The 26,669-nt window shown below is 70.9% G+C and carries 27 protein-coding genes and 1 tRNA gene; 11 read left to right on the forward strand and 17 right to left on the reverse strand.

Annotated features, from left to right (window positions below; genetic code table 11):
* Positions 1-349: 349 nt before the first annotated feature.
* A complete protein-coding gene (locus M4I32_RS03825; RefSeq protein ID WP_319033161.1) occupies positions 350-1,270 on the reverse strand; it encodes a M23 family metallopeptidase in 921 nt (306 codons plus the stop codon).
* 230 nt (positions 1,271-1,500) lie between these two features.
* The gene (locus M4I32_RS03830; protein WP_319033162.1) at positions 1,501-2,202 is read right to left on the reverse strand and encodes a metal-dependent transcriptional regulator; all 702 of its coding nucleotides are present in this window, start codon (positions 2,200-2,202) and stop codon (positions 1,501-1,503) included.
* Positions 2,203-2,298: 96 nt separating this feature from the next.
* Between M4I32_RS03830 and serC the strand changes: the two genes are divergently transcribed.
* Positions 2,299-3,411 carry a phosphoserine transaminase gene (serC, locus tag M4I32_RS03835; RefSeq protein ID WP_319033163.1) on the forward strand — a complete coding sequence of 371 codons (1,113 nt, stop codon included), beginning with the start codon at positions 2,299-2,301 and terminating at the stop codon, positions 3,409-3,411.
* Between the two features lie 52 nt (positions 3,412-3,463).
* Here the strand turns inward: serC and M4I32_RS03840 are convergent, their stop codons facing one another.
* Genes M4I32_RS03840 through M4I32_RS03850 form a run of 3 tightly spaced genes read right to left on the reverse strand, consistent with a single transcriptional unit; the run spans position 3,464 to position 5,242 of the window.
* A complete protein-coding gene (locus M4I32_RS03840; RefSeq protein ID WP_319033164.1) occupies positions 3,464-4,225 on the reverse strand; it encodes a MerR family transcriptional regulator in 762 nt (253 codons plus the stop codon).
* Between the two features lie 56 nt (positions 4,226-4,281).
* Positions 4,282-4,875 (reverse strand): DUF3027 domain-containing protein, encoded by a 594-nt coding sequence (locus M4I32_RS03845; protein WP_319033165.1) that lies wholly within the window; start codon positions 4,873-4,875, stop codon positions 4,282-4,284.
* Positions 4,859-5,242, reverse strand: a complete 384-nt coding sequence (locus M4I32_RS03850) for a cold shock domain-containing protein (protein WP_319033166.1) — start codon at positions 5,240-5,242, stop codon at positions 4,859-4,861. Before M4I32_RS03850 ends, M4I32_RS03845 begins: the two co-directional genes overlap by 17 nt.
* Positions 5,243-5,370: 128 nt before the next feature.
* Between M4I32_RS03850 and M4I32_RS03855 the strand changes: the two genes are divergently transcribed.
* The 6 genes from M4I32_RS03855 (at position 5,371) to M4I32_RS03880 (ending at position 12,149) form a co-directional block, all read left to right on the forward strand.
* On the forward strand, positions 5,371-5,652 hold the full coding sequence (locus M4I32_RS03855) for a multidrug ABC transporter ATPase (RefSeq protein ID WP_319033167.1): 282 nt from the start codon (positions 5,371-5,373) through the stop codon (positions 5,650-5,652).
* A 7-nt stretch (positions 5,653-5,659) separates the two neighbouring features.
* Positions 5,660-7,384 carry a helicase-associated domain-containing protein gene (locus M4I32_RS03860; RefSeq protein WP_319033168.1) on the forward strand — a complete coding sequence of 575 codons (1,725 nt, stop codon included), beginning with the start codon at positions 5,660-5,662 and terminating at the stop codon, positions 7,382-7,384.
* 43 nt (positions 7,385-7,427) lie between these two features.
* Positions 7,428-9,068, forward strand: coding sequence for a DNA repair helicase XPB (locus tag M4I32_RS03865; protein ID WP_319033169.1), 1,641 nt, complete (start codon positions 7,428-7,430; stop codon positions 9,066-9,068).
* Positions 9,069-9,148: 80 nt separating this feature from the next.
* Positions 9,149-9,841, forward strand: coding sequence for a response regulator transcription factor (locus M4I32_RS03870; RefSeq protein WP_319033170.1), 693 nt, complete (start codon positions 9,149-9,151; stop codon positions 9,839-9,841).
* 106 nt (positions 9,842-9,947) lie between these two features.
* Positions 9,948-11,729, forward strand: a complete 1,782-nt coding sequence (locus M4I32_RS03875; RefSeq protein WP_319033171.1) for a sensor histidine kinase — start codon at positions 9,948-9,950, stop codon at positions 11,727-11,729.
* A 132-nt stretch (positions 11,730-11,861) separates the two neighbouring features.
* Positions 11,862-12,149 carry a WXG100 family type VII secretion target gene (locus M4I32_RS03880; RefSeq protein ID WP_319033172.1) on the forward strand — a complete coding sequence of 96 codons (288 nt, stop codon included), beginning with the start codon at positions 11,862-11,864 and terminating at the stop codon, positions 12,147-12,149.
* A 152-nt stretch (positions 12,150-12,301) separates the two neighbouring features.
* On the opposite strand, the gene groL is transcribed toward M4I32_RS03880, so the two are convergent.
* The 5 genes from groL to M4I32_RS03905 form a co-directional block, all read right to left on the reverse strand.
* The gene (gene groL / locus M4I32_RS03885; protein ID WP_319033173.1) at positions 12,302-13,924 is read right to left on the reverse strand and encodes a chaperonin GroEL; all 1,623 of its coding nucleotides are present in this window, start codon (positions 13,922-13,924) and stop codon (positions 12,302-12,304) included.
* Between the two features lie 199 nt (positions 13,925-14,123).
* A complete protein-coding gene (locus tag M4I32_RS03890) occupies positions 14,124-14,330 on the reverse strand; it encodes a cold-shock protein (RefSeq protein ID WP_319033174.1) in 207 nt (68 codons plus the stop codon).
* 141 nt (positions 14,331-14,471) lie between these two features.
* Positions 14,472-15,026, reverse strand: a complete 555-nt coding sequence (locus tag M4I32_RS03895; protein WP_319033175.1) for a LytR C-terminal domain-containing protein — start codon at positions 15,024-15,026, stop codon at positions 14,472-14,474.
* A gap of 34 nt (positions 15,027-15,060) precedes the next feature.
* Positions 15,061-15,318, reverse strand: a complete 258-nt coding sequence (locus M4I32_RS03900) for a DUF3263 domain-containing protein (RefSeq protein WP_319033176.1) — start codon at positions 15,316-15,318, stop codon at positions 15,061-15,063.
* 9 nt (positions 15,319-15,327) lie between these two features.
* Positions 15,328-16,323 (reverse strand): DUF2332 domain-containing protein, encoded by a 996-nt coding sequence (locus M4I32_RS03905; protein WP_319033177.1) that lies wholly within the window; start codon positions 16,321-16,323, stop codon positions 15,328-15,330.
* Between the two features lie 84 nt (positions 16,324-16,407).
* Here M4I32_RS03905 and msrB point away from each other — a divergent pair, with 84 nt between their 5' ends.
* Positions 16,408-16,809: a peptide-methionine (R)-S-oxide reductase MsrB gene (gene msrB / locus M4I32_RS03910; protein WP_319033178.1), complete on the forward strand. Its 402-nt coding sequence runs from the start codon at positions 16,408-16,410 to the stop codon at positions 16,807-16,809.
* A complete protein-coding gene (locus M4I32_RS03915; RefSeq protein ID WP_319033179.1) occupies positions 16,806-17,345 on the forward strand; it encodes a nitroreductase family protein in 540 nt (179 codons plus the stop codon). Before msrB ends, M4I32_RS03915 begins: the two co-directional genes overlap by 4 nt.
* Here the strand turns inward: M4I32_RS03915 and M4I32_RS03920 are convergent.
* The 3 genes from M4I32_RS03920 to M4I32_RS03930 all read right to left on the reverse strand — a co-directional run bounded on the left by M4I32_RS03920 (position 17,336) and on the right by M4I32_RS03930 (position 19,422).
* Entirely contained in the window at positions 17,336-18,331 is a 996-nt protein-coding gene (locus M4I32_RS03920; RefSeq protein ID WP_319033180.1) for a DMT family transporter, read from the reverse strand. The genes M4I32_RS03915 and M4I32_RS03920 overlap by 10 nt on opposite strands.
* Before the next feature lies 1 nt (position 18,332).
* Positions 18,333-18,405, reverse strand: a tRNA-Thr gene (locus M4I32_RS03925).
* 42 nt (positions 18,406-18,447) lie between these two features.
* On the reverse strand, positions 18,448-19,422 hold the full coding sequence (locus M4I32_RS03930) for a DsbA family protein (RefSeq protein ID WP_319033181.1): 975 nt from the start codon (positions 19,420-19,422) through the stop codon (positions 18,448-18,450).
* A 244-nt stretch (positions 19,423-19,666) separates the two neighbouring features.
* Here M4I32_RS03930 and M4I32_RS03935 point away from each other — a divergent pair, with 244 nt between their 5' ends.
* On the forward strand, positions 19,667-20,770 hold the full coding sequence (locus tag M4I32_RS03935) for a sn-glycerol-3-phosphate ABC transporter ATP-binding protein UgpC (RefSeq protein ID WP_319033182.1): 1,104 nt from the start codon (positions 19,667-19,669) through the stop codon (positions 20,768-20,770).
* A gap of 88 nt (positions 20,771-20,858) precedes the next feature.
* Positions 20,859-22,166, forward strand: a complete 1,308-nt coding sequence (locus M4I32_RS03940; protein WP_319033183.1) for a DUF4032 domain-containing protein — start codon at positions 20,859-20,861, stop codon at positions 22,164-22,166.
* Positions 22,167-22,186: 20 nt separating this feature from the next.
* On the opposite strand, the gene M4I32_RS03945 is transcribed toward M4I32_RS03940, so the two are convergent.
* From M4I32_RS03945 to ispD, 4 genes are all read right to left on the reverse strand, one after another.
* Positions 22,187-22,831 carry an NAD(P)-dependent oxidoreductase gene (locus tag M4I32_RS03945; RefSeq protein WP_319033184.1) on the reverse strand — a complete coding sequence of 215 codons (645 nt, stop codon included), beginning with the start codon at positions 22,829-22,831 and terminating at the stop codon, positions 22,187-22,189.
* Positions 22,832-22,940: 109 nt separating this feature from the next.
* Positions 22,941-23,933: a 23S rRNA (guanosine(2251)-2'-O)-methyltransferase RlmB gene (gene rlmB / locus M4I32_RS03950; RefSeq protein ID WP_319033185.1), complete on the reverse strand. Its 993-nt coding sequence runs from the start codon at positions 23,931-23,933 to the stop codon at positions 22,941-22,943.
* Positions 23,933-25,351, reverse strand: coding sequence for a cysteine--tRNA ligase (gene cysS / locus M4I32_RS03955; protein WP_319033186.1), 1,419 nt, complete (start codon positions 25,349-25,351; stop codon positions 23,933-23,935). The genes rlmB and cysS overlap by 1 nt, the downstream gene beginning before the upstream one ends.
* 68 nt (positions 25,352-25,419) lie before the next feature.
* The gene (gene ispD / locus M4I32_RS03960; RefSeq protein WP_319033187.1) at positions 25,420-26,667 is read right to left on the reverse strand and encodes a 2-C-methyl-D-erythritol 4-phosphate cytidylyltransferase; all 1,248 of its coding nucleotides are present in this window, start codon (positions 26,665-26,667) and stop codon (positions 25,420-25,422) included.
* Positions 26,668-26,669 lie beyond the last annotated feature (2 nt).

Genomic DNA, 26,669 nt, shown 5'->3' on the forward strand with positions numbered 1-26,669 from the left:
TCCTCTCGAATGGCCGTGACGGCTTCAGCGGTATTCGAATCGATGACCCTTGCGCTCGCAGAAGGTGCGCATACACGAAAAAAGGCGCTGTCTAAAGACAGCGCCTTGAACTCACGACAATGTCGCGGCATCCGTGCACACGATGCCGAAGGACGTAACGACCTTGCGCATTCCTGGTTCGAATGCGGGGTATTCGGTCCATCGGCTCCCCCTTTCGCTCGAGCAAGCGTCGCGCTCAGATTACATCACACCCGGCGACGACAGACCGACCGAGGGATGAACACGCGGTGAGCCCGCCCGCACACGAACGGATGCCGTCGCATCGCCGCGGCTCGGCAGGGTTGCGACTCTAGCCCAGCCAGCCCTCGGGGTTGACCTTCATGTTGTTCACGAAGACCTCGAAGTGCACGTGGTTGGCGCTGGAGAACCCGGTGCTTCCGACACCGCCGATCACCTGCCCCTTCTTGACCGTCTGCCCGGCCTGCACGGCCCGCGTGCCATAGGACATGTGCGCGTAGAGGGTGCTGACGCGCTGCCCATCGATGACGTGCTCGATCTTCACGTGCACGCCATAGCCGCCGCCACCCTCGGTCGAGACGCTGACGACGCCGTCGGCCGACGCGTAGATCGGCGACATCGCCGGCGCGAGCATGTCCAGACCGTTGTGGGTGCCGCCGCGGGCACCGAAGCGGTCGCTGATCGAGCTGATGTTCGTGAGGGGCCAGCCCAGCGCTCCGCTGCCCGAGGGGATCGCGGCGGGTTCGACGACGGTGCTGCCGCCGCTCGACGCGGTGGCCGCGGCCGATGCCGCCACCGCCTTCGCACGCGCCACGGCGGCCTCTTCGGCCTTCTTCTTCTCGATCTCCTCCGGCGTGGTCGCCGAATACGAATCACGCGTGAAGCCGGCGTCCTCGACCTCCGACGCCACGACGAGCGTCTGGGCGCCGTCTTCGGCGAGCTGCTGCAGGGTCGTGGTCTCGGTCTCGGGCTGCCAGGCCGCGTACGCCGGGATGGCGACGGTCGCAACAAGACCCGTGACGGCGGCGATGGTCACGACGCTGCGCACGGCACCGCGGGTACCCCTGGTGCTCTTGCGGGCGACGGGCGTGCTCGCGGTCACCGTCTTGGCGGGGATGCCGGCACTGCCGGAACGACGGAGGAATCGACGAGCCGAGGCCTTGCGTGCTGCCGCGCGCGACGCGCCGTCTGCGGCGGTCAGGGGCGCGTTCGCGTCCTGGGGGCTCTCGGTCGAGTTCTCTTCGTCAGCCAAACTTCTCCTCCGGCCCCCGCATCGCGTCTGGATGCCGGTTCGTCTGCAATATCGTGGTGGCGCGGCCGATCGGCGTGACGAACCTGTGGGGCGGTACCGATCGGGTTCCGTGCGGCGAGCGTGTCGTCGAACGGCTCCCCCGAGGGTACCGGAAAGGTAACGATTCTGTCACCCTGACGGCATCCGCCCGGGAAAAACCCAGGTTGCGCGGGGCGAGACGCCCCTCGCACTCAGACGGTCGCGTCGACCAGGAAGATGTGCGCGGCGACCTCGACGGGCAGCTCGAGCGCCTCGTCCGACCCGTCGATCTCGACGAGCACGTACCCCTCGTTGAAGCGGAACCGCCCGCGCGCGCCCGGCACGACGCCGGCGTCGCGCAGCTGCACCAGCAGCTCGGGGTCGACCTGCACGGGCTCGGCCAGGCGGCGCACGGTGCCCTCGATCGGACCATCGGCATCCGTCAGCAGGCGCACCAGGCCGACGACGCCCTGCGAGAAGGTGGCGGCGGGGATGTCGCCCAGAAGGTCGAGCCCGGGGATCGGATTGCCGTAGGGCGACTCGGTCGGGTGGCTGAGCAGCTCGACCAGGCGCCGCTCGACCTGCTCGCTCATGACGTGCTCCCAGCGACAGGCCTCTTCGTGCACATAGGCCCAGTCGAGGCCGATGACATCGGCCAGCAGGCGCTCGGCCAGACGGTGCTTGCGCATCACGTACACGGCCTTCTCGCGGCCCGCGTCGGTGAGCTCGAGACGGCGGTCCTCCGAGACGACGACCAGCCCGTCGCGCTCCATGCGCCCGACGGTCTGCGAGACGGTCGGTCCCGAGTGGCCCAGGCGCTCCGAGATGCGCGCGCGCAGCGGCACGATGTTCTCTTCCTCGAGCTCGAGGATCGTGCGCAGATACATCTCGGTGGTGTCGATGAGGTCCGTCATGTGCGTGAATTCCTCGCAGTTAGGGGCACCGCAAGCCTAGTCCAGGGGGCCGACGACGAGCCCGCGCCCGGGGCGCCGCCCCCGTAGAATCGATGCATGTCGCACGTGAGCCTTCCCCGTGAACTCCTGCCCGTCGACGGCCGGTTCGGCTGCGGTCCCGCGAAGGTGCGGGCCGCTCAGCTCGAGGCGCTCGCCACCACCGGCGCATCGCTGCTGGGCACCTCGCACCGCCAGGCCCCCGTCAAGAACCTGGTCGGCGACGTGCGATCGCTGCTGTCACAGCTGTTCCGGCTGCCCGAGGGCTACGAGGTCGTGGTGGGCAACGGCGGCTCCAGCGCCTTCTGGGACGCCGCGGCCTTCGGCCTGATCGAACGGCGCGCCCAGAACATGGTGTTCGGCGAGTTCGGCGGCAAGTTCGCCACCGCCGCAACGACGCCGTGGCTCGAGGCGCCCGACGTGCGAAAGGCGGATGCCGGCACGCGGGCCGTCGCGAGCCCCGTCGAAGGGGTCGATCTCTACGCCTGGCCCCACAACGAGACCTCCACCGGCGTCGCCGCGCCCGTGACCCGCGTGGCCGGCGACGACGGGGCCCTCACCGTCATCGACGCCACGAGCGCGGCGGGCGGCATCTTCGTCGACATCGCCGAGACCGACGTCTACTACTTCGCGCCGCAGAAGAACCTCGGCTCCGACGGCGGACTGTGGTTCGCCATCGTCTCGCCGCGGGCGATCGAGCGCATCGAGCGCATCGCCGCCTCCGACCGCTACATCCCCGCGTTCCTCAGCCTCGAGCAGGCGCTGACCAACTCGCGCCAGAACCAGACGCTCAACACCCCCGCCATCGCGACGCTGTTCCTCATGCGCGAGCAGCTGGCATGGATGATCGACTCCGGCGGCCTCACGTGGGCGGCCGGGCGCACCGCCGAGTCGTCGCAGGCCCTGTACGAGTGGGCCGAGGCATCCGCCGTCGCCACGCCGTTCGTCACCGACCCGGCCGACCGCTCCCCCGTCGTCGTCACGATCGACTTCGACGAATCGGTGGATGCCGCCGCGCTCGCCGCATCGCTGCGCTCCAACGGCATCGTCGACACCGAGCCGTACCGCAAGCTCGGTCGCAACCAGCTGCGCGTCGCGACGTTCGTCTCGATCGACCCGAGCGACGTGCGCCAGCTGATCGCGAGCATCGACTACACGCTCGAGCGCCTCTGACGTCGCGAACCGGCCGGTGGCGCACCCGTGCGAGGTGCGCCACCGATCCGGGTCACGGGGTGCGATCGAGGTGCGCGAGCAGCGCGTCGCGCACGAAGGCGGCACCCTCAGCCCCGCCGTAGTTCGCCGCGAACCGCGGATCCGCGACGTACATCTCGGCGAGCCCGCGCACGTAACCGTCCAGCTCGCCGCCCGCCTCGCTCGCGGGCGTGCCCGGAATTCCGCGCAGCCAGGCGATGTGGCGGCGGGCGAGGTCCTGCGCCTCGGCCGAGTCGGGTTCGATGCCCGGCGTGCGGGCGGCGGCCGTCCAGTCGCGCCCGAGCTGCTCGACGCTCGACATCCACTCCCGACGCTCCTCGTCGCCCATCCGACTCCACCAGGCGTCGGATCGCGCGTAGGCATCGGTGCCCCAGCGCTGTTCGACCTCGTCCCGGTAGCGAGTGTGGTCGAATCCGTCGAACATCGTCTCTGCCATCAGCTCTTCCCCATTCCTCAGTGACTGCACTGTGCGCTCGACCGCGTCGATCTGACGGGCGAGCCGGGCCTGCTCCTGTCTCAGCAGGTTCAGGTGGGTCGACAGCGCGGATGCCTCGTCGCTCTGCTGCGCGAGCAGCTGTGCGATCTGCGTGAGCCCGAGACCGAGTTCACGCAGCAGCAGCACCCGCTGCAGACGCAGCAGCGCGCTCTCGTCGTAATACCGGTAGCCGTTGGCGCCGATCCGCGACGGGGGCACCAGACCGACGTGGTCGTAGTGCCGCAGCGTGCGGCTGGTCGTGCCGACGATGCCGGCGATCTGCTGTATCGACCACTCCATGCACCCGACGCTAAGACGTGACGCTGCGTCAATGTCAACGGCGGCGCCGGCGTCGCCTACCGGGGTGCGTCTACGAGCTCGTCCTCGGAGCCCTCGTCGTCTTCGTCGTCCTCATCGCCGGTGTCGTCGCCGTCTTCATCCTCGTCGCCGTCGTCGGCGAGCTCGTCGATGTCGACACCGTCCACGTCCCCGGCGTGCAGGATCGGCGACCCGTCGGTGTCATAGTCGGCGGCGTCGAGGTCTGCGACGTCGTCGAGATCGGTGTCACCGGCGTCCTCGTCGCCCGCCTCGTCCGAGGCGGCGCGCTCGGCCTGCAGGGCCTGCTGCGCGTGATAATCGGCGAGCCGCTCGGTCCACGGCACCCAGTCCGGCGCGAGCAGAGCGGCGTCGCCGGGCTGCAGCTGGGTCTCGAGCACCGTAGGCGGCTCGCCCTCGACCCGCGCCACGGTGACGGCCCAGAACCAGCCCGGGTACCCCGGCATCCGGTTGTTGAACAGCAGTGACACCGAGCCGTCGTCCTCGACACGATGACCGGCGGCGTCGCCGATGGTGCGCTCGGGGGTGATCTCGCGCAGCGCGGCGAGGGCGATCTCGCGCGCTCCGAGCAGGTCGGGGTCGACGGTGCGGTCCGGCTCAGGCATCGAGTTCATCGGCGACCCTACGCAGCACGGCGGCCACCTTCTTGGCGTGTCCGCCACTCGGGTAGCGCCCGCGGCGCAGGTCTCCGCCGATGCCATCGAGCAGGCCCACGAGGTCCTCGATGATCACGGCCATGTCGTCGGCCGGCTTGCGCTTGGCCTTCGCCAGGCTCGGCGGGGCCTCGAGCACGCGCACCGAGAGCGCCTGCAGCCCGCGCTTGCCGTCGGCGACGCCGAACTCCATGCGGGTGCCCGCCTTGGGTGCGGTGACGTCGGCGGGAAGAGCCGTCGCGTGCAGGAAGACGTCCTGGCCGTCATCGGTGGTGATGAAGCCGAAGCCCTTTTCCTCGTCGTAGAACCTGACTTTGCCGGTGGGCATCGTGATGAACCTCGCTGGACGGGCGCTCGAAGGCGCTGCGGAGAAGAGCGCCGGTGGGCGCGGAACGTCGCGGGGCCAGACGCCCCGGCTACCAGACTACGGCACAGCCGGCCGCTAAGCTGTGACTGATGAGCTCGTCCACTCCACCCCCCGCCGAGGCCGCCCCCGGCCGCCTCGATCGCATCCTGGCATTCATGTCGCTCGGCATCGCGCTGCTGTCGATCGGATGCTTCTTCGCGATCATGATCGGCACCGCCATGGGGATGACGCAGGCGGACTACAGCTCCGGAATCTGGCCGATCGTCGCCATCCTGCCGATGTTCGGTCTGCCGCTCGCGTTCGTCCTCATCATCGCGCTCCTGATCCTCACCTGGGTGCGACGCGGACGAGCGAGCGGAACCGAGGGCTGACGGGCCCATGGCCGGCGCAACGAGAGACCTCGCGGCACGCCTCGCCGCCCTGCCCGACGACGAGCTCGCCCGGCTCCTGCATCGGCGCGGCGTGGCCCCCCTCGCCGGATGGCGGGACTTCTTCGACGCGGCCGAGGCACTGACCGACGAGGCCGCTGTCACACGTGCCGTGGCCACCCTGTCGGCGACGGACCTGGAGCACTTGGACGCCGCGGGGGCGGGCGAGGAGTCGGCGGCATCCGCCGTGGCACGCGACCTGCTGCTGCTCGACGAGGACGGCACACCCCTTCCCGTCGTCGCCCGCGCGATCGCCCGCACACGCGAGGGGTCGCAGACGGTCGCCCACGACGAAGCACCCGCGGCCGACGAGGTCGCCGAACGCGCCGCGGCGGAGCGCGCTTTCACGAGCGCCGCCGCGCTCGCCGACATCCTCATCCGGGCGATCCGCACTCCCCTGGCCCGGATCGGGGCGGGCACGATCGGCGCCGCAGACCGCCGCGCCCTCACCGAGGATCTGCAGCAACCCGACGACGTCGACGCCCTCGTCGCGCTCGCCGACTGGGCGGGACTGCTGGCCGGCGAGCGACGCCGCTTCGCGCCGACGTCGCGGGCCGACGACTGGCTGGCCGACGCGACCGCCCAACGCTGGAGCGAGGTCGCCGCCGTCTGGCACCGTGCGTTGCCCGCCGCGGTGCGCGCCGAGGCGCCCGGGTCGCTGGCACCCCCGGCCGAGTGGGAGACGGCCTTTCCCGCGGATGCCGGATGGCCGGCACGAGCGGCGCTGCTGCGCCGCACGGGCATCGCCTGGGGTCTGCTCACGCCCGAGGGAAACGTGCCGACCTGGACGCGCCTGCTTCCCGAGCATCCGGAACAGGCCGCGAACGCCCTCGCGGCCCTGATGCCGCACGAGGTGGACCGCATCTACCTGCAGAACGACCTCACCGCCATCTCGCCCGGTCCCCTCGCCGCCGCCCGGGACGTGCGTCTGCGTCGCCTGGCGCAGCGGGAGTCGCACGCACAGGCATCCACGTATCGCTTCACCGCCGAGACCATCGCCGGCGCCCTGACGGAGGGCGAGACAGCCGAATCGATCCTGGCCTTCCTCGCCGACGTGTCGCTGACGGGTGTTCCGCAGCCGCTCGAGTACCTCGTCCAGACCACGGCAGAACGTCACGGACTGGTGCGCGTGGGCGTCGACCCCACCTCACCCGACGGGCAGTCGCGCTCGCGCGTGACCAGCTCGTCGACGCAGGTGCTCGACACCCTCGAGGTCGACCAGTCGCTGCGTCCCCTCGGGCTCGTCCGCAGCGCCGACGGCTCCGCGCTGGTCTCGCGCGTCGAGCGCGACACCGCGCTGTGGGCGCTCGTGGACGCCCGCTACCCGGCAGTCGCGGTCGATGCGCACGACCGGGTCGAGAAGCTGCGGCGCCACCGCGTCGCCGTGGCCCCCGACCAGGCCGATCCGCTCACCGCCTACGCCCCGCTGATCGCGCGCCTGCGCACCGCGGGCAGCGACGACGCCGACGCCGACTGGCTGGGGCGCGAGCTCGAGGCGGCCGTGCGTGCGCGCGACGTCGTGGCGATCGACGTGCGTCTGCCCGGCGGCGAGACCCGGGCCTTCGTGCTCGAGGCCACCGGCATCGGGGGCGGCCGTCTGCGCGGCCGCGAGCCCGGCGCGGAGGTCGAGCGCACCTTGCCGGTGAGCAGCATTGTCAGCGTGCGCCGCCAGTGATGCGGGCGCGCCGTGCACCGGCACGCGGGTAGACTGGGCCGCTATGTCTGACGGCCCTCTCATCGTCCAGAGCGACCGCACCGTGCTGCTCGAGGTGGCGCATGCGGATGCCGAGACCGCACGCCACGAACTCGCGGTGTTCGCGGAGCTCGAACGCGCTCCGGAGCACATCCACACCTACCGGATCACGCGGCTCGGGCTGTGGAACGCGCGGGCCGCGGGCCACCAGGCCGACGACATGCTCGCGACGCTCGAGCGCTGGACGCGCTTTCCCGTGCCGCCCTCGGTCACGATCGACATCCGCGAGACCGTCGGGCGCTACGGCCGCCTGCTGATCGAGCGGGACGACGAGGGCTCGCTCGTGCTGCGCTCGCGCGACGAAGCGGTGCTCTCGGAGGTGGCGCGCAACAAGCGCATCCGGCCGCTCCTGACCGGCCAGCCCCGTGACGACACCTACACGGTGGACGCATGGGCACGCGGCCAGATCAAGCAGGAGCTGCTGAAGATCGGCTGGCCCGCCGAAGACCTCGCGGGGTACACGCCCGGCACCCCGCACGAGATCGACCTGGCGGAGGACGACTGGCATCTGCGGCCCTACCAGCGCCAGGCCGTCGACAGCTTCTCCGAGGGCGGATCCGGTGTGGTGGTACTGCCGTGCGGTGCGGGCAAGACGCTGGTGGGCGCCGCGGCGATGGCCGAGACGCGCACGACCACGCTCATCCTCGTCACCAACACCGTCTCGGCGAGGCAGTGGCGCGACGAGCTGCTCAGCCGCACGTCGCTGACGGCCGAGGAGATCGGCGAGTACTCCGGGCAGGTCAAAGAGGTCAAGCCCGTCACGATCGCCACCTACCAGATCCTCACCGCCAAGCGGCGGGGCGAATACGCGCACCTCGCGCTGCTGGACGCCCTGGACTGGGGCCTGATCGTCTATGACGAGGTGCATCTGCTGCCGGCGCCGGTGTTCAAGCTGACCGCCGACCTGCAGGCGCGCCGCCGGCTGGGCCTGACCGCCACGCTCGTGCGCGAGGACGGCCGCGAGGGCGACGTGTTCAGCCTGATCGGCCCCAAGCGATTCGACGCCCCCTGGAAAGAGATCGAGTCGCAGGGGTTCATCTCGCCGGCCGTCTGCTACGAGGTGCGGATCGACCTGCCCGCATCCGACCGGCTCGAGTACGCGGCGGCCGCCGACGAGGAGCGCTACCGCCTCGCCGCCACCGCCCCCGCCAAGGTCTCGGTCGTGCGGGACCTCGTCGAACGCCACACGGGCGAGCGGATCCTGATCATCGGGCAGTACCTCGATCAGATCGACACGCTCGCCGAGGCGCTCGACGCGCCCAAGATCACCGGCGCGACTCCCGTCGACGAACGCGAGCAGCTCTTCCAGGCGTTCCGCGAGGGCTCGCTGAACGTGCTCGTGGTCTCGAAGGTGGCGAACTTCTCGGTCGATCTGCCCGAGGCATCCGTCGCCATCCAGGTATCGGGGTCGTTCGGGTCACGCCAGGAGGAGGCGCAGCGCCTCGGCCGCCTGCTGCGACCGAAGACGAACGGGCACACCGCGAGCTTCTACACCCTCATCGCGCGCGACACGGTGGATCAGGAGTTCGCGCAGAACCGGCAGCGCTTCCTGGCCGAGCAGGGCTACGCCTACACGATCATCGACGGCACCGCGATCGCGGCCTGATCGCCGCCTGATCGCCCCATCCCACCCGCCGAGATCCCGAAATCCAGCAGACTGATGGATCGGGTCACGATAATGGGGACATGACTGCACCTCGCATCCTCGTCGTCGACGACGAGCCCAACATCCGCGACCTCCTCATCACGAGCCTGAAGTTCGCCGGCTACCAGGTGAGGGCCGTCGCCAACGGCGCACAGACGATCTCGGCCGTGCTCGAAGAAGAACCGGATCTGATCGTGCTCGATGTGATGCTGCCCGACATGAACGGGTTCAGCGTCACCAAGCGGCTGCGCAGCGCCGGCTACACGGCCCCGATCCTCTTCCTGACGGCGAAGGACGAGACCGGCGACAAGATCACCGGGCTCAACGCGGGCGGTGACGACTACGTCACCAAGCCGTTCTCGCTCGATGAGATCGTGGCCCGCATCCAGGCGATCCTCCGCCGCACCATGCAGGCCGACGAGGATGCCGTCATCCGCGCCGGCGAACTGACGATGGACCAGGACACGCACGATGTGCGGGTGGGGGATGCCGCAATCGAGCTCAGTCCCACCGAGTTCAAGCTGCTGCGCTACCTGATGCTCAACCCGAACCGGGTGCTCAGCAAGGCCCAGATCCTCGACCACGTGTGGGAGTACGACTTCAACGGCGACGCGGGCATCGTCGAGAGCTACATCTCGTACCTGCGCCGCAAGATCGATCCGCACTCGTCCGAGCCGCTCATCCAGACCAAGCGGGGCTTCGGCTACATGCTGAAGGCCGGCAAGTCCGCCTGACGACGCCACACTGAAGGCCAACACTCTGTCACGCCGCACAGACCCCGACGCGCTCACCCTCTGGTGGCGTGGCATCAGCCTGCGCGCCAAGGTCACGGGAGTCACCGTGGCGATCCTCATCGTGGGCCTGTTCGCGTCGGGCATCGCCACGCTGGGCTTCGTGCGCAACGCGCTGATCGCGGGGCAGAACGAGCAGCTGGAGGACCGCGCGCGGTCGGACCTCGCGGCCGGTCTGCTCGAGGCGACCGTCGACGAGGAGACGGGCAACGTCGAGATCAGCCTGACCGATGAGGCCGCGGCGGGCGACTACTACGTCGCGGTCTACGATCCCGACGGGCCATCGCTCGGCAGCGTTCCCGTCGAGGGCGGCCCCGTCTGGCCCGAGGAGTTCTCGCTGGAGGAGACGTACACGAGGGGCACCACGCCTTTCGTGCTCACCTCCGCGGAGGGCGCGGTCTTCCACGCCAGCGCCGGCACCCTCGACCTCGAGCGCACCCTCGACATCGAGCTGGGCGGCAAGCTCTATACGCAGGTGATCGCGCTGCCGCTGCGCCCGATCGATCAGACCGTGGCCGTCTTCTTCGGCGCGTTCACCATCCTGGGCGTCGTGACGGTGTTCGCGGGCGCCCTGCTGACGCGCCTGCTGGTGACCCAGACCTTCCGCCCCCTGGGGCAGGTCGAGCGGGCGGCGATCTCGATCTCGGCGGGCGACTTCGGGCAGCGCCTGGTCCCCGGCGACCCCCGCACCGAGGTCGGCAAGCTCACGGGGGCCCTCAACACCATGCTCGACCGAGTGGATGCCTCGATCTCGCAGCGCGAGCAGACGGTGCGGCAGATGCGCCGCTTCATCGGCGACGCCAGCCACGAGCTGCGCACCCCGCTGGTCACCGTCCGCGGCTACGCGGAGCTGTACCGCATGGGCGCGATCCGCGGAGAAGAAGACACGTCGCAGGCGATGGAGCGCATCGAGAAAGAGGCGATCCGCATGGGCGGCATGGTCGAGGACCTGCTCGCGCTGGCCCGCCTCGACGAGCGGCGCGAGGTCGCGATCACCCCCGTCGACCTGCGACCCATCGCCCGGGATGCCGCGATGGACGTGCGCGCGGCCGCACCGGGCCGCACGGTGACGGTGATCGACCGCACCGCCCTGCCGCCACGGCCGCCGGCGCCCACCGCCGTCCCGTCGGATGCCGACGCCACCGCCGCCACCGAGACCGGCACCGGCGACCAGGACGCGGGCGCCACGCGCCCCCGCACCCGCTCACTTCCCCTCGTCCGGCGCCGGTCGGGCGCCGCGCCCGACAAGGGCGAGCCCTCACCGCGCCGGTCCCTGCTCAAGCGGCTCCCCCGCCCCCAGCCCGCGGCACGCGACGACGCCGGCATCAGCGAGCCGGCCGGCGGCTCGGCGACGGCCGACGACACGGGCGAGGTCCCGATGATCGCCCTGCCGCCGGTGGTGCGCGGGGACGAGGACCGCATCCGCCAGGTGATCGCGAACCTGCTGGGCAACGCCCGCCGCTTCACGAGCGACGACACCCCCATCGAGCTCACCGTCGGCACCTCACCCGAGCGCACCTCGGAACACGCCCCGCTCGGCCTGGGCTGGATCGCCATCTCGGATCACGGCGAGGGCGTGCCCGAGCAGATCCGCGAGCACATCTTCGAACGGTTCTGGCGCGCCGACACATCGCGCACCCGCGAGACCGGCGGCACGGGACTCGGCCTCGCGATCGTCGCCTCGATCGTCGACGCGCTCCACGGCAGCGTCCGGGTCGACGACACCCCGGGCGGCGGCGCCACCTTCACCGTCGCCTTTCCGCTCGCCCCGGAATCGACCCTGTACGTCGACACCCAGCCCCTCCCGAAGCTGCGCGGCCCCGCGGGCTGATCCTCGCGTCCGGCCCTGCACAGGCCGCCGTTCCGGGCCGCGATCCCCGGATGCCGGCGCCGCAGAGTTCGTGACCGTACGCCTCGTCGTAGCCTGGCCCCACCCGCCAGCCGCAGAGAATCGGAGCATCCCATGGCCGTCTACTCCGTCGATTCCGACGCCGTCCTGACCCAGTCGACCGCGGTCCGCGCCACCGCGGACCGGCTGCACGCCGAGACGCAGGCGATGCTCGCGCAGCTGACCCAGCTGCAGGCCTCATGGACCGGTCACGCCGCCACTTCGTTCCAGGGCGTGCTCGAGGAATGGCGCGGCGCACAGCTGCACGTCGAGCAGGCGCTCGGCGCCATCACCACGGCCCTCGCGGTCGCCGGTCAGCAGTATGCGGATGCCGAGCTCGCGAACGCGAGCCTTTTCCGCTGACGCCCGCACGCGCACGAAGAAGGGCCCCTCCTTGCGGAGAGGCCCTTCTTGTATGCGGAACTCGGGTTTCGACTCACCCCGCATGGCGGGGTTCGCTCAACCTCGAGTCGCCGACGGGGCAAGGCGGCTACGCCGCCCTGACCCGTCTCGACTCAAAAGTCCATGCCACCCGTCGGGTCGCCGGCCGGCGCGCCCGCGTTCTTCTCGGGCTTGTCGGCGATGACCGCCTCGGTGGTGAGGAACAGCGCGGCGATGGATGCCGCGTTCTCCAGCGCCGAGCGCGTGACCTTCGCCGGGTCGATGATGCCCTGCGCGAACAGGTCACCGTACTCGCCGGTCGCGGCGTTCAGGCCCCAGCCGGGCTCGAGGTCGGCGACCTTGTTGGCCACGACACCGGGCTCCATGCCGGCGTTGAGCGCGATCTGCTTGAGCGGAGCGTCGACGGCGACCCGGACGATGTTCGCACCGGTCGCCTCGTCGCCCGTGAGCTCGAGGTTCGCGAACGCCTTCTTGCCCGCCTGGATGAGCGCGACGCCACCACCGGGGACGATGCCCTCTTCGACGGCCGCCTTCGCGTTGCGGACGGCGTCTTCGATGCGGTGCTTGCGCTCCTTGAGCTCGACCTCGGTCGCCGCGCCCGCCTTGATGACGGCCACGCCACCGGCGAGCTTCGCCAGGCGCTCCTGCAGCTTCTCGCGGTCGTAGTCGCTGTCGGTGTTCTCGATCTCGCGACGGATCTGCGTGACCCGGCCCTCGATCTGCTCCGACTCTCCGGCGCCCTCGACGATCGTGGTCTCGTCCTTGGTGATGATCACCTTGCGGGCGCGGCCGAGCAGGTCGAGCGTGGTGTTCTCGAGCTTGAGGCCGACCTCTTCGGTGATGACCTGGCCGCCGGTGAGGATCGCGATGTCCTGCAGCTGCGCCTTGCGACGGTCGCCGAAGCCGGGCGCCTTGACGGCGGCCGACTTGAAGATGCCGCGGATCTTGTTGAGCACGAGCGTCGCGAGGGCTTCACCCTCGACGTCCTCGGCGATGATCAGCAGTTCCTTGCCGTCCTGGATGACCTTGTCGACGACGGGCAGAAGGTCCTTGATGTTCGAGATCTTCTGGTTGGCGATCAGGATGTACGGGTCCTCGAAGACCACTTCCTGACGCTCGGGGTCGGTGACGAAGTAGGGGTTGAGGTACCCCTTGTCGAAGCGCATACCCTCGGTGAGCTCGAGCTCGGTGCCGAACGTGTTCGACTCCTCGACGGTGACGACGCCTTCCTTGCCGACCTTGTCGATGGCCTCGGCGATCAGGTCGCCGATGGTCTTGTCGCCGGCCGAGATCGAGGCGGTCGCAGCGATCTGCTCCTTCGACTCGACCTCCTTGGCGTTGGCGAGCAGCTCGTCGGTCACGGCCTTGACGGCCTTCTCGATGCCGCGCTTGAGGGCGATCGGGTCAGAACCGGCCGACACGTTGCGGAGGCCCTCGCGAACGAGCGCCTGAGCGAGCACGGTGGCCGTCGTGGTGCCGTCGCCGGCGACGTCGTCGGTCTTCTTGGCGACCTCCTTGACGAGCTCGGCGCCGATCTTCTCGTACGGCTCCTCGAGCTCGATCTCCTTGGCGATCGACACACCGTCGTTCGTGATCGTGGGCGCGCCCCACTTCTTTTCGAGCACGACGTTGCGACCGCGGGGGCCGAGCGTCACCTTGACGGCGTCGGCCAGCGTGTTCAGGCCGCGCTCGAGGCCACGGCGGGCCTCTTCGTCGAAAGCGATGATCTTTGACATGGGTGGGCGTCCCTCCCGGACGTGAGCGTTTGGTCTTAGCACTCCCTTGAAGCGAGTGCTAAGTCATTCTGGCACTCGCCCCCGGGGAGTGCAAGCCGCGCGACCGTTGCCGGACGTGCGGCCGGGAGGCCGGGCGCACACGCGACCGGGCACAGCGATGCGACCACCCGGTGCAGGTGGTCGCGAGGCCGGGCGCGGGTCAGGCGACGACGCGGACCGACTCGGCCTGCGGGCCCTTCTGCCCGGCGCCGACCGTGAACTCGACCTGCTGGCCCTCTTCGAGGACGCGGAATCCGCTCATGTCGATGTTCGAGTAGTGGACGAAGACGTCCTGCCCACCCTCGGCGACGGTGATGAAGCCGAAGCCCTTCTCGGCGTTGAACCATTTGACGATGCCTTGGGCCATGCGTGTACTCCTGCTGCTGCGGGGTGGGACATCGTCATGCTAATCAGCACGAAGACGCCCGAACGGGCTCGAGCGACAGGTTTGACATGCGGGCCGCGAACTCTTAATCCGACCGAAACATGCCGCGGCTCGACAGGCGCGCTACTCCTCGCCTGACTCCTCCACCGAGTCGACACCGACGACGACGGTCAGCTGCGTGGCCGAGGTGTCGGGCAGCGGGTAGTCCGCATTGAGCACGACCTCGCTCGCGCCGACGATGCCCGCCAGGCCGCGGGCGGCGCCCTCCGCCTCCTCCGCGGCGTAGTACACCGTCGTTTCCGGATACTCCCGGTCACTGGCGTTGCTGGCCACGACCGCGCCATCGGTCCAGCCCTCGGCCACGAGGGCCTCCTTGACCTCGCTCGCCACGCCTTCCTCGGGCGTGCCGTTGAGCACGAGCACCGAGTAGGACGTGTCGACCACCGGCGGGACCGTCTCGACCGGTGCCGCCGTCTCGACGGCGGCCGGAAAGAGCTCGATGCGCCCATCGGCGATCAGCGTCGCGAAGACGCCCACGACCATGAGCACGGCGGCGGCGCCCACCGCCCAGAAGAACGTCGTCCAGCCACCCACCCGCGGGTTCTCGGCGCGGTGCGCGCCGACGCGACCCCTCGAGTGGGGGATGTCGTCGAATCGGTCCTTGGGCGCAGCGGGCATCACGAAATGCTATCCAGAGCGCGACCGCATGCCCTCATCGGCCGACCGCGCGCTGCCGGGCGGCCCGCTCGGCGGCGCGGCTGTCGCGAAGACGACGGAGCCGGCGCACGAGCATCGGCTCCTGCTCAAGGGCGGCCTGCGTCTCGATCAGGCGGCCGAGCAGCTGGTAGTACCGTGCCGGCGTCAGGTCGAGCTGGGCGCGGATCGCCTCTTCCTTGGCACCCGCGTGTCGCACCCACACCGCTTCGAAGTCGAGGATCCGCCGCTCCTGGTCGGTCAATGCGTCGGGCATGCCCCCACGTTATCGCCGGGCGGCGCCCGCGCCGTGGCGCCACTCCAGCCACGCGCCGAGCGGATCGCAGCGGGCGATCTCATCGTCGTCCCGGCGCACGATGAAACCGTCGTCGGCGGGCGACCCGGCATCCGGCGCGTCGATCGAGATCCAGCGCGCACCCACGGCGGCGATCCCCGCGCGCAGGCTTGAGCGCCCGGCTCGCGAGAGGTGGCCGGCCAGCCCCGGCGTCGTGACGACGAGCGTGGCGTCGGCGGGCGCGTCCTGCGTCGCGCGGCGCAGCACCGCGACGTCGGTGACGTCCCCCGCGTGGATCTCGGGCGGGTCGGCGGCCACGACGTCCAGCGCCGCCGCGATCCGCTCGGCCCGGCCCGTCTCCCCCGGCCACACGAGCGCCCGCAGAAAGGCGGCGTCCTGCGGGTCGCGCGCCGACAGCGGGGTGAGGTCGACGCCCCGGCGCCAGACGATGCGGGGCCGCTCGATCGGCGGCATCCGCCCGCGCACCACGCAGTCCAGGGTCACCCCCGTGTGTTGTCCGGGCGCCGCGAGCCGCACCTCGTCGCCCGCCCCGCGGTATCGATACGCGTACCGGTCGGGCACGAGGCACAGGCCGGCCGCGGCGCCCAGCTCGACCAGGGCGATGGGCCCATCGATGCCCGCCAGCGCCGGCAGGAGCGCCGTGCAGCGCTGCGGCTCGTTCGTCTGCAGCGAGCGCGCGGATGCCGCGGCGACGAACTCGTCGGCGTGCGCGTACAGCCAGGCGGCGAAATCGGCGTACGGCGCGTCGGGCGCACCGGCCATGCGCGCGATGGCGAACACAAGAGGTGGCTGGCGTCGCGTCGCGGGGATCTGCGCAAGCACGGCCTGGGCGCGGCGATCGCGGGCGACGCCCGCCGCCCACGACTCGTAGAGCGCCGACCGTCCCGGCGCCTCCTCGCGGGCGAACCGGTCGTAGCGGTGCGCCACCGCCGCGAGGTCCGCGTCCGCGGCACCGGCATCCGTCATCCCCCTATTGAACAGGCGGGGGGACAATGGGGGAACACACCACCGCCCGAGCGGGTTGGATAGAGGGCGACAGTTGGAGGACACATGACCTATTCCGTGGACAAGAGCGACGACCAGTGGCGAGCCGAGCTCTCGGACGAGCAGTACGCGGTGCTGCGCCAGTCGGCGACCGAGCGCCCGTGGACGGGTGAGCTGCTCGACGAGTCCCGCTCCGGGCTGTACACGTGCGCGGCCTGCGGGGCGGAGCTGTTCCGCAGCGGCACCAAGTTCGACTCCGGATGCGGGTGGCCGAGCTTCTACGAGTCGGTGCGACCCGACGCCGTCGAGCTGCTCGAAGACGACACGCAGGGCATGGTGCGCACCGAGGTGCGCTGCGCCGCGTGCGGGTCGCACCTGGGACACGTCTTTCCCGACGGGTTCGGCACGCCCACCGGCGACCGCTACTGCATGAACTCGCTCGCACTCGGGTTCGCGCCCGAGAAATGACGGCGCTCGAGGCGGTCCGCGCGCGGCGGTCGTGGTCGCGGGTCACCGACGACGCCCCCCGTCGAGACGAACTGCTCGAACTCATCTCGGCGGCGGGACGCGTCGCCGATCATTCCGGCCTCAAACCCTGGCGCCTGATCGAGCTGCGCGACGACGACCGGGTGCGGCTCGGACGCGCGATCAACAAGAGCCTGGGCGAGAAGGGCGCGTCGACGAAGCCCCTGCGGGCACCGCTGATCATCGCCATCGTCGCGCGACGGCGAAAGAGCGACAAGGTGCCGGGGTGGGAGCAGGATGCCGTCGCCTCGGGCGTGGCGCACGTGCTCAGCCTGCTGCTCGACGAGGCGGGCTGGGGCGTCATCTGGCGCACCGGGTCGGCCACGCGCGCGAAGGCCGTGGCCAAGGCGCATGGGCTCGCCAAGAACGAAAGGCTGCTGGGCTGGCTCTACGTCGGCGGCAAGCCGGCCGGCAAGCGGGGCGGAGTCCGCCACGGCGTCGACGCGCGCGCGTTCCTCTCTCGCATGCCTCAGAGCTGACGCCGCACGCGCCGCTGCCACGGCACGGCCGCGAGCACGGCGCCCCCGAGCGCGATCGCGGCCGCGACGGCGGTGCGAGCGGCATCCGGTGCCGCTGCGGCCGGATCCACGAGGTCGAGCACGACCGAGGTGACCAACAGCCCCACCACCGAGCCCAGCCCGAGCAGCAGCACCCCGGTGCGGCGCACGAGCGCCGCGGACAGGAAGATGTAGAGCACGCCGGTCGCCCCGCCGAGCCAGATCCACGGCTGCACCGGCGGCATCCGCGGCGGACCGACCAGGGCGACGTGCACGGCCGCGGCCACGACGAGCACGGCGGTTCCTCCGGCGAAGTTGACGAGCGTTGCTGTCAGAGCGGAGTCCACCCGCTGACGCAGCCTCCCGTTCGTCCCCTGCTGCCACGCGATGCCTGCGCCGGCGATGACGGGCAGCACCAGCATCCACCATGGCACTTGCCCGGCCGGCACCCCTCCGACGGCGACGCCGACGCCGGCGAGCGCGAGGACCGCACCGCCCACCCTCGGCATCGTGACGGCGACCGCCCCGCCGGGACCGTGGCCGAGACGGTCGAGGACGAGGCCGCCGATAGTCTGCCCCGCGACGAGCCCGACCGTGAACAGGGCCACGCCGAGCAGCGCGACGGTGAGACCCTGCGTGGCGACAGTGACCGCGCCCGCAATGCCGCCCGCCAGCATCCAGACGGGGATGTCGCGGGCACGGATGCCGGAGCCCAGCCGCCGCAGCCCGCGCCGACCGGCCGGCAACGCCGCGCTGATGGCGAGAACGAGCACCAGCCCCGAGCCGAAGGAGAACGCCGCCGCGACGAATGCGTCCGCGAGCTCTCGCCCGAGTGCGCCGTTCATGTGCGCCTGCAGCGCCGTCAGCGCGCCGACGCAGACGGCGCCCGCGACCGCCAGCCACGTCGGGGACCGTCGGTCCCGCGCGAGGCTGCGGGGCGCGACGCTGCCGGCCGCGTCACTGCTCACGAGCCGGCTGCGGGACTCGAACCCGCAACCCCCTAATTACAAGTTAGGTGCGCTACCAATTGCGCCAAGCCGGCGTTGCCGCGTCGATTCTACGGCGCCCGAGCCGCCTCGCCGCACTACGAGCTGGGCGTGGGACCGGGGGTGGTCGCCCCGGGAGTGGGAGTCGGCGTGGGCGTCGAGTAGTAGGCGTCGCTCGCGAGCGTCAGCACGAACTGCGCGAACTCCTTCTGGTCGCCGAGATCACCCACGTAGGGGGAACCGTTGACGAGCACGGTCGGTCCCGAGAGCGTCTCGCCGCTGTCTCCGAGCGGCTCGCCGAGCGCGCGTGCGGTCGCCTTCTGCGCCCACGACACGAAGTCGCCGTTCTCGATGCAGTTGCGCACGATCTTGCCGTTCTCGACGCCGCTCGCGATCGCGAGCGCGGCCAGCTCGCTGTCGGAATGCCCGTCGGTGTCGATCTCGGGCTGCGCGACCAGCAGCTCATGGTTGAAGCCGAAGAACGCCTCGGGCGAATAGGTCGCGACGCAGGCCGCCGCCGCGGCAGCCCGCTCGGAGTACTCGGTGCCGTTCGACTTGGACGTCAGCAGCGCGACCGGGTGGTACGAGATGCGCGCGGCGCCCTCCGAGACCCACTCGGTCAGCTGCTGAGCGTTGGCCAGTTGGAAGTCGGCGGAGGACTGCGAGAGGTAGTCGACGTAGACCTCGATGTCGAGTCTGTCGGGCACGGGTGTCGGCTCCGCACTCGGCGAGGTGTCGGGGGTCTCTTCGAGCTCTTCCTCGATCTCCTCCGGGTCGGCAGCCACGGTTCCGCCCGAGAACGACGACAACACGCTTGCCGGGATCGTCTCGACCATGATCCCGTCGTCGGCCATGCCCGACGGGGTGAGGTCGGGCTGCGACCGGTCCGACGACAGCGTCCACGCGACCGCGAATCCGCCGCCGACCACGAGCGCCCCGGCAACCCCCGCGACGACCGCGGTGCTGATGACCCGGCGTCGACGCTGCTGCGCGCGGACGGCGGCGGCCTTCTCTCGCACCGCCTCGCGGCGATCGCGCCGCGCAGGCGTGCGGGGGGAATCGTCGGTGGACATCGAACCTCTTGACAATCGGCGTCGGTCACGGAGCGAACATGCCGCACTGCGTGATCGCGGCCGCACGTATGCGCGGCACCAACATCCGATGCTAGCCAGGCTGGCTGAGAAAAACCCAGACGAGCGCACAGGCGCTGTGCCATACTTCCTCCAAGCCCAACGGTGGGCTTCGGCGGCTCATCCCCGTCGCTTCCATTCACAACGGATCGTCCGGCACGTACCTGCCGGTGAAGGAGAAGAAGCAATGGCGACTGTCACGTATGAGAACGCGACGCGGCTCTACCCGGGCGGCGAGCGCGCCGCCGTCGACAAGCTCAACCTCGAGATCGCCGACGGCGAGTTCCTCGTCCTCGTCGGCCCCTCCGGCTGCGGCAAGTCCACCTCCCTGCGCATGCTCGCGGGACTCGAAGAGGTCAACTCCGGCCGCATCCTGATCGGCGACCGCGACGTCACCGACGTGCCGCCGAAGGATCGCGACATCGCGATGGTCTTCCAGAACTACGCCCTCTACCCGCACATGACGGTCGCCGAGAACATGGGCTTCGCCCTGAAGATCGCCGGCATCGGCAAGGAAGAGCGCGCGGCGCGCGTGCTCGAGGCCGCGAAGCTGCTCGACCTCGAGGACTACCTGACCCGCAAGCCCAAGGCGCTCTCCGGCGGTCAGCGCCAGCGCGTGGCCATGGGGCGTGCGATCGTTCGCCAGCCGCAGGTGTTCCTCATGGACGAGCCCCTGTCGAACCTCGATGCCAAGCTGCGCGTGCAGACGCGCACGCAGATCGCCTCGCTGCAGCGCCGCCTGGGCGTCACGACCGTCTACGTGACGCACGACCAGACCGAGGCGCTCACGATGGGCGACCGGATCGCCGTGCTGAAGGACGGACTGCTGCAGCAGGTGGGCACGCCGCGCGACCTGTACGAGACGCCGCGCAACATCTTCGTTGCGGGATTCATCGGCTCGCCCGCGATGAACCTGTTCCCCGCCGCCCTCACCGAGGGTGGGGTGCAGTTCGGCAACACGGTCGCCACGATCGAGGCCGACACGCTCCACAAGGCGCACGGTTCGGAGGTCACGATCGGGGTGCGTCCGGAGGACATCCGGATCGGGCCCGCCGACGGCGAGGGTCTGCGGATCGTCGTCGACCTCGTCGAAGAACTGGGCGCCGACGGCTACCTGTATGGCCACACCGAGATCGAGGGCCAGCGCAACGACATCGTCGTGCGCGTCGACGGGCGCAACCACCCGCGCTCGGGCGAGACCGTCACGCTGATGGCCATTCCCGGTCACGTGCACGTGTTCGACCTCGAGACCGGCGAACGCCTCAACGACAGGGCGATCGCCTCGGCCTGAGCCGCAGAACGCGACGACGCGGCGCGGGGGCGAGTCCTCCGCGCCGCGTCGCATGTGCGGCGGCGAACGACGCGACACCGGAAGATCGATGACCCAGGCCCTCAGCATCACCGCCAGCGAGGTTGATCCCGCGCTGCTCGCCCTCCCCTGGTCCACGCCCCTGGCGGAGTGGCCCTCGAGCACGATCGTCTCGCTACCCAAGGGGATATCGCGCCACCTCGTGCGCTTCGTCACGCTGTCGGGACGTGTCGTCGCCGTGAAGGAGACGACCGCCGAGATGGCGCGGCGCGAGTACGAGATGCTCGGCAACCTGCACCGCCTGGCCGTGCCCTGCGTCGACCGCGTGGCCGTCGTCGCGGGTCGCACGAGCGCCGAGGGCGATGCCCTCCCAGCGGCACTGGTGACCGCGCATCTGAAGTTCTCGCTGCCCTACCGTGCGCTGTTCACCCAGGTGCTGCGGCCCGACACCGCCACGCGCCTCGTCGACGCGCTCGCCGTGCTGCTCGTCCGACTGCACAACGTGGGCTTCTTCTGGGGCGACGTCTCGCTCTCGAACACGCTGTTCCGCCGCGACGCCGGCGCGTTCGCCGCCTACCTCGTGGATGCCGAGACCGGCGAGCTGCACGAGACGGGTCTGACGGACGGGCAGCGCGAGCACGACCTCGACGTGGCGCGCACCAACATCGCCGGCGAGATCATGGACCTGGAGGCCGGTGGACGCCTGGAGGGGGGCGTCGATGCCCTCCAGATCGCCGACGGGATCGTGTCGTCGTACCGGTCGCTGTGGGCGGCGCTGACCGATCGCGAATCCTTCTCGGCATCCGACTCCTGGCGACTGACCGAGCGCGTGCAGCGCCTGAACGCGCTCGGATTCGACATCGGCGAGATGTCGATCGATGCGACCCCCGACGGCAACCGCGTGTCGATCCGGCCGAAGGTGGTGGATGCCGGGCACCATCAGCGCCGGCTCATCCGCCTGACCGGTCTGGATGTCGAGGAGAACCAAGCCCGCCGCCTGCTCAACGACCTCGATGAGTTCCGGGTGCGGGTCTCGCGGCTGGGCCGCGACGAGGACATGGCCGCCCACGAGTGGCTCACCCGCGTGTTCGAGCCGATCGTGAAGGCGATCCCCTATGACCTGAGGGCGAAGCTCGAACCCGCGGAGGTCTTCCACCAGGTGCTGGAGCACCGCTGGTACCTGTCGCAGGAGCGCGGCGCCTCGGTGCCGTTGGCCGAGTCGCTCACCTCGTACATCAACGACGTGCTGCGCCACCGCCGCGACGAGGCCACGATCATGGGGCCGCCGACCGAGACCCTCAGCATCCCGGTCATCACCGGCGCGACCCCGGTGGCCGACGAGACCGAGGCCACGGTCGACTGGCGCGACCTGGTCTGAGGCCCGACCGGCCCGCGCCGCTAGTAGCCGACGGAGAAGCGCTCGCGCACGTGCTTCGGGTTCTCGATCTCGTCGAGCACGGCGATCGCGAAGTCGGCGCCGGAGATGTAGGACTCCCCGCCCCGGTCGTCGACGACCAGCACATCGCCGCCGTCGCGATAGGTTCCCGTGCGCTCGCCCGGGTTCCACGCGCCGAAACCGCCCGCGGGATGGATGTAGAACCAGTCGCGACCGACGTCGTCGCCGCGCAGGTCGTCGAGGATGCCGATGGCCTCGGATGCCTCCGGCTTGGCGGACTCGGCGAACTCCGGGGTGTCGATCAGACGCGGACCCCCCGGCGCGATCAGGGTGCCGCCGGCCCCGCCGACGACGCCGATGCGCACCCTCGCGGGCAGCTCGCGCACGAGCTCGGCGACCGCGGGGCGCACATTGCCGAGCATGTCCCCTCGCCCCGGTACGGAGATGACGACGACATCCACGCCCTCCAGCTCCTGCACGAGACTGGGCACGTCCAGCAGCGTGCCCTCCACGTACGTGGCGTGCTCCGCACGCTCGGCCGGCAGCGAACGGGCGACCGAGACGACCGTGTGTCCGCGCTGCACGCCCTCGGTGACGATGTGCGCGCCGGCATAGCCGGTCCCTCCGATGACGGCGATGCGAGCCATGGTGTTCCTTCCGCTGGATTCGGGTGGGGCCCGCGAGGCAGGCCCGGTGAGAGCAGTCCCGTGAGCACGCCGCCGCGCACGGGAGGGGGACCCGTGCGCGCGAGCGTGGTCAGGACCGGGGTTCGCGCAGCATCCGCACCTGATACAGCGCGACGGATGCGGCGATTCCGGCGTTGAGGGACTCGGTCGCCGCATCGATCGGAATGGACACGATCTGGTCGCACGTCTCGCCGACGAGGCGGGACAGGCCCTTGCCCTCCGAGCCGACGACGATGACGACGGGGCGATCGGCCAGCTCCAGCGAGGGCAGCGAGACATCGCCCCCGCCGTCCAACCCGAGCACGAACACGCCCTGCCGCTTGAACTCCTTCAGCGTGGTGGTGAGGTTCGGCGCGACGGCGACGGGCAGCCGCGCCGCCGCGCCCGCGCTCGTCTTCCATGCGGCGCTGTTCACGCTCGCGGACCGGCGCTGCGGCACGATCACGCCGTGACCGCCGAACGCGGCGGTCGAGCGGATGATCGCCCCGAGGTTGCGGGGATCGGTGATCCCGTCGAGCGCCACGAACAGCGGCACCTCGTCGCGGCCCACGACTGCCTCGAGCAGCTCCTGCGGGTGTGCGTACTCGTAAGGCGGCACCTTGAGCGCGACTCCCTGGTGCACCCCGTCGAATCCCGCCATGCGGTCGAGCTCGGGGCGGGTGACCTCGAGCACGGTGATGTCGCGGTTGCGGGCGATCGAGAGCATCTCTTTCACCCGGTCGTCCATCTCGACCCGCTGGGCGATGTAGAACGCGGTCGCCGGGATCTTGGCGCGCAGCGCCTCGAGCACCGAGTTGCGCCCCGTGACCACCTCGGTGTCCTCGTCGCGCTTCGGCTTCTGCGGCCGGCTCCCGCCCCGCGGGGCGGGCCTGCCCTTGCCACCGGCGGCCGCGTACCGCTCGGCGGCCGCCTTGCGCTTGCCGGCGACGTGCCAGGATCGGTCCTCCGCCTTGGGCGTCGGCCCCTTGCCCTCGAGCGCCTTGCGCCCGAGTCCCCCGCTGCCCTTGGTCGGACCCTTCTTCTTGCCTTTGCCGGCGCCGGCGCGCCCAGGTTTCGCAGCCATCAGTTCTCCTTCGTGCCGGAGCGTGCTCCGGCGAAACTCCAGTGTGTGCCCTCGGGAGTGTCCTCGAGGGTGAGGCCGGCCGCCGCGACGCCGTCGCGGATGCGGTCGGCGGTGGCCCAGTCTCTCGCGGCGCGCGCGTCGGCGCGCTGCTCGATCATCGTGCGCATCAGCGCGTCCAGGGCGGATGCCGCGGCCCCGGCATCCGATGCGGGTTCATCCCGGGCGACCTCGAGACCGAGCACGTCGGTCATCGCCCGCACCTCGCCCGCGAGGGAGGCTGCCCGCGCTGCGTCGCCGGCATCGAGCGCGGAATTGCCCGCGCGCACACGCTCGTGCACGACGGCGAGCGCCTGTGGCACGCCGAGGTCGTCGTCCATCGCGGCGCCGAACTCCCCCGGCAGGGCGACGCGTGTCGCCGACGCCGCACGCTCGGCCCTGCGCAGGAACCCCTCGATGCGCTCCAGCGCCACGGCCGCCTCGGTGAAGGCGGTGGCGGACAGATCGAGGCTCGAACGGTAGTGCGCCGCGCCGAGCGCATAGCGCACGACCATCGGCGGGTGCGCGTCGAGGGCCTCGGCGGCGAGCAGCACGTTGCCGACCGACTTCGACATCTTCTGTCCATCGACGGTGACGAGGCCGTTGTGCACCCACAGCCGGGCGAACGCGTCGCCCGCAGCGTGCGACTGGGCCAGTTCGTTCTCGTGGTGGGGAAACCGCAGGTCCAAGCCGCCGCCGTGGATGTCGAACTCCGGTCCGAGGTATCGGCGCGACATCGCGGAGCACTCGATGTGCCATCCCGGGCGACCCTCTCCCCATGGCGATGCCCACCGTGCACTCTCGGGCTCGTCGGGCTTGGATCCCTTCCACAGCGCGAAATCTCGGGGGTCACGCTTGCCGCGTGGGTCGGCGTCATCGGAGGGCTCCATCGCATCGGGCGACTGATGGGTCAGCGCGCCGTACGCGGGCCAGGAGCGCACGTCGAAGTAGACGTCGCCCGAGGCCGCGGGGTCGGCGTAGGCGTGACCCGCCGCGATGAGCCGTTCGATCAGCTCCTGCATCTGAGCGATGGAGGCGGTGGCTCGCGGCTCGTACGTCGGCGGGAGGATGCCGATGCGGGCATACGCCCCCGAGAAAGCCAGCTCCATGCGGTAGGCCAGCGCCCACCACGGTTCGTCGGCGCTCGCATTGACGAGCACCTTGTCGTCGATGTCGGTCACGTTGCGCACGAACGTGACGTCGCCGAAACGGTGCGCGAGCCAGCGACGGAGGATGTCGAAGCTCAACGCGCCGCGCAGGTGACCGATGTGGGGCTCGGACTGCACGGTGGGTCCGCAGACGTACATCGACACGCGCCGGGGGTCGATCGGCTCGACATCGCGCAGGTCCCGCGCGCGGGTGTCATAGAGCCGAACAGTCACAGCCCCAGCCTACCGGGGCGTGTGCGCGGGTCCCGGGGCCCGCGGTCGCGCACCACGGCACGCCGTCGTCAGCGCGGCAGCAGCAGCGCGACCGCGAACGCCGAGACGCCGTCGCCACGCCCCGTGAACCCGAGACCGTCGGTGGTCGTCGCCGACACCGACACGGGCGCGCCGCCGAGTGCCGTCGAGAGCGCGGCCTCGGCCTCGGCGCGCCGCGCGGCGAAGCGCGGGCGATTCGCCTGCACCTGCACCGCCACGTTGCCCACGCGCCATCCCGCCTCGTGCAGCAGCACGCGCGTGGCGTCGAGGAAGACGTCGGCGTGAGCTCCCGCGTACTCGGGGCGCGACGTGCCGAACCGCGAGCCGATGTCGCCGAGGCCGGCCGCGGAGAGCAGCGCGTCGACGACGGCGTGCGAGACGGCATCCCCGTCCGAGTGGCCCGACAGCGCCGGTTCGTCTTTCCAGCGCAGTCCGGCCAGCCACAGCTCGCCGTCCCCTCCGAACGCGTGCACGTCGGTACCCACGCCCACGCGCGGGAGCACCGCCGGCGCGGGCGGGGCGGGTTCGCGGGACATCGCTCGCGCAGCCGGCTGCTCCGTGACCAGCATCTGCGCGCGCGACAGGTCGCCACGCGTGGTGATCTTGAAAGCCCGCTCGTCGCCGTCGACCGTGCGCACCGAGACGCCGTGAGCGGCGACCAGCGCCGTATCGTCGGTGAACTCCTGCTCGGCCGCGGCGTACGCCGCCTCGAGCAGCGGTCGGGGGAATCCCTGCGGCGTCTGCGCCGCCGTGAGCGAGGTCCGGTCGACGGCCTCGACCACCGCATCGGACTCGACCCGCTTGAGGGTGTCGATGACCGGCAGCACGGGCACCACGCCGGCGCCGCTGGCATCGACCGCGTCGATCACGCGCTCGAAGACCGCAGCGGGGGTCAGCGCCCGTGCGGCGTCGTGGACGAGCACGACATCCACGTCGGCCCACAGCGCCCGCAGACCCGCGGCGACGGAACGCTGCCGGGTGCTGCCCCCGACGACGACGCCGACCAGGTCGCGGCGGCGGCCCGACGCGAGAGGATGGACGGCATCCGCTTCGTCGGCGGCGGCGTACGCCTCGGTCAGCGCGTCGCCCTCGCGGTCCGCGGGGGCGACGATCACCACCTGGGCGGTCGGGGCGGCGAAGACGCCGCGCAGCGCGTGACGCAGGATGCTGTGCTCGTCGATCCCGACGAGGGCCTTGGGGCCCCCGGCATCCAGCCGCGTCCCCGACCCGGCTGCGACGACGATGACGGCGATGCGGGGTGTGGGCGTGACAGTCACGC

Origin of the sequence: Microbacterium sp. LRZ72 (assembly GCF_033792225.1) — a bacterium.
GTDB lineage: Bacteria > Actinomycetota > Actinomycetes > Actinomycetales > Microbacteriaceae > Microbacterium.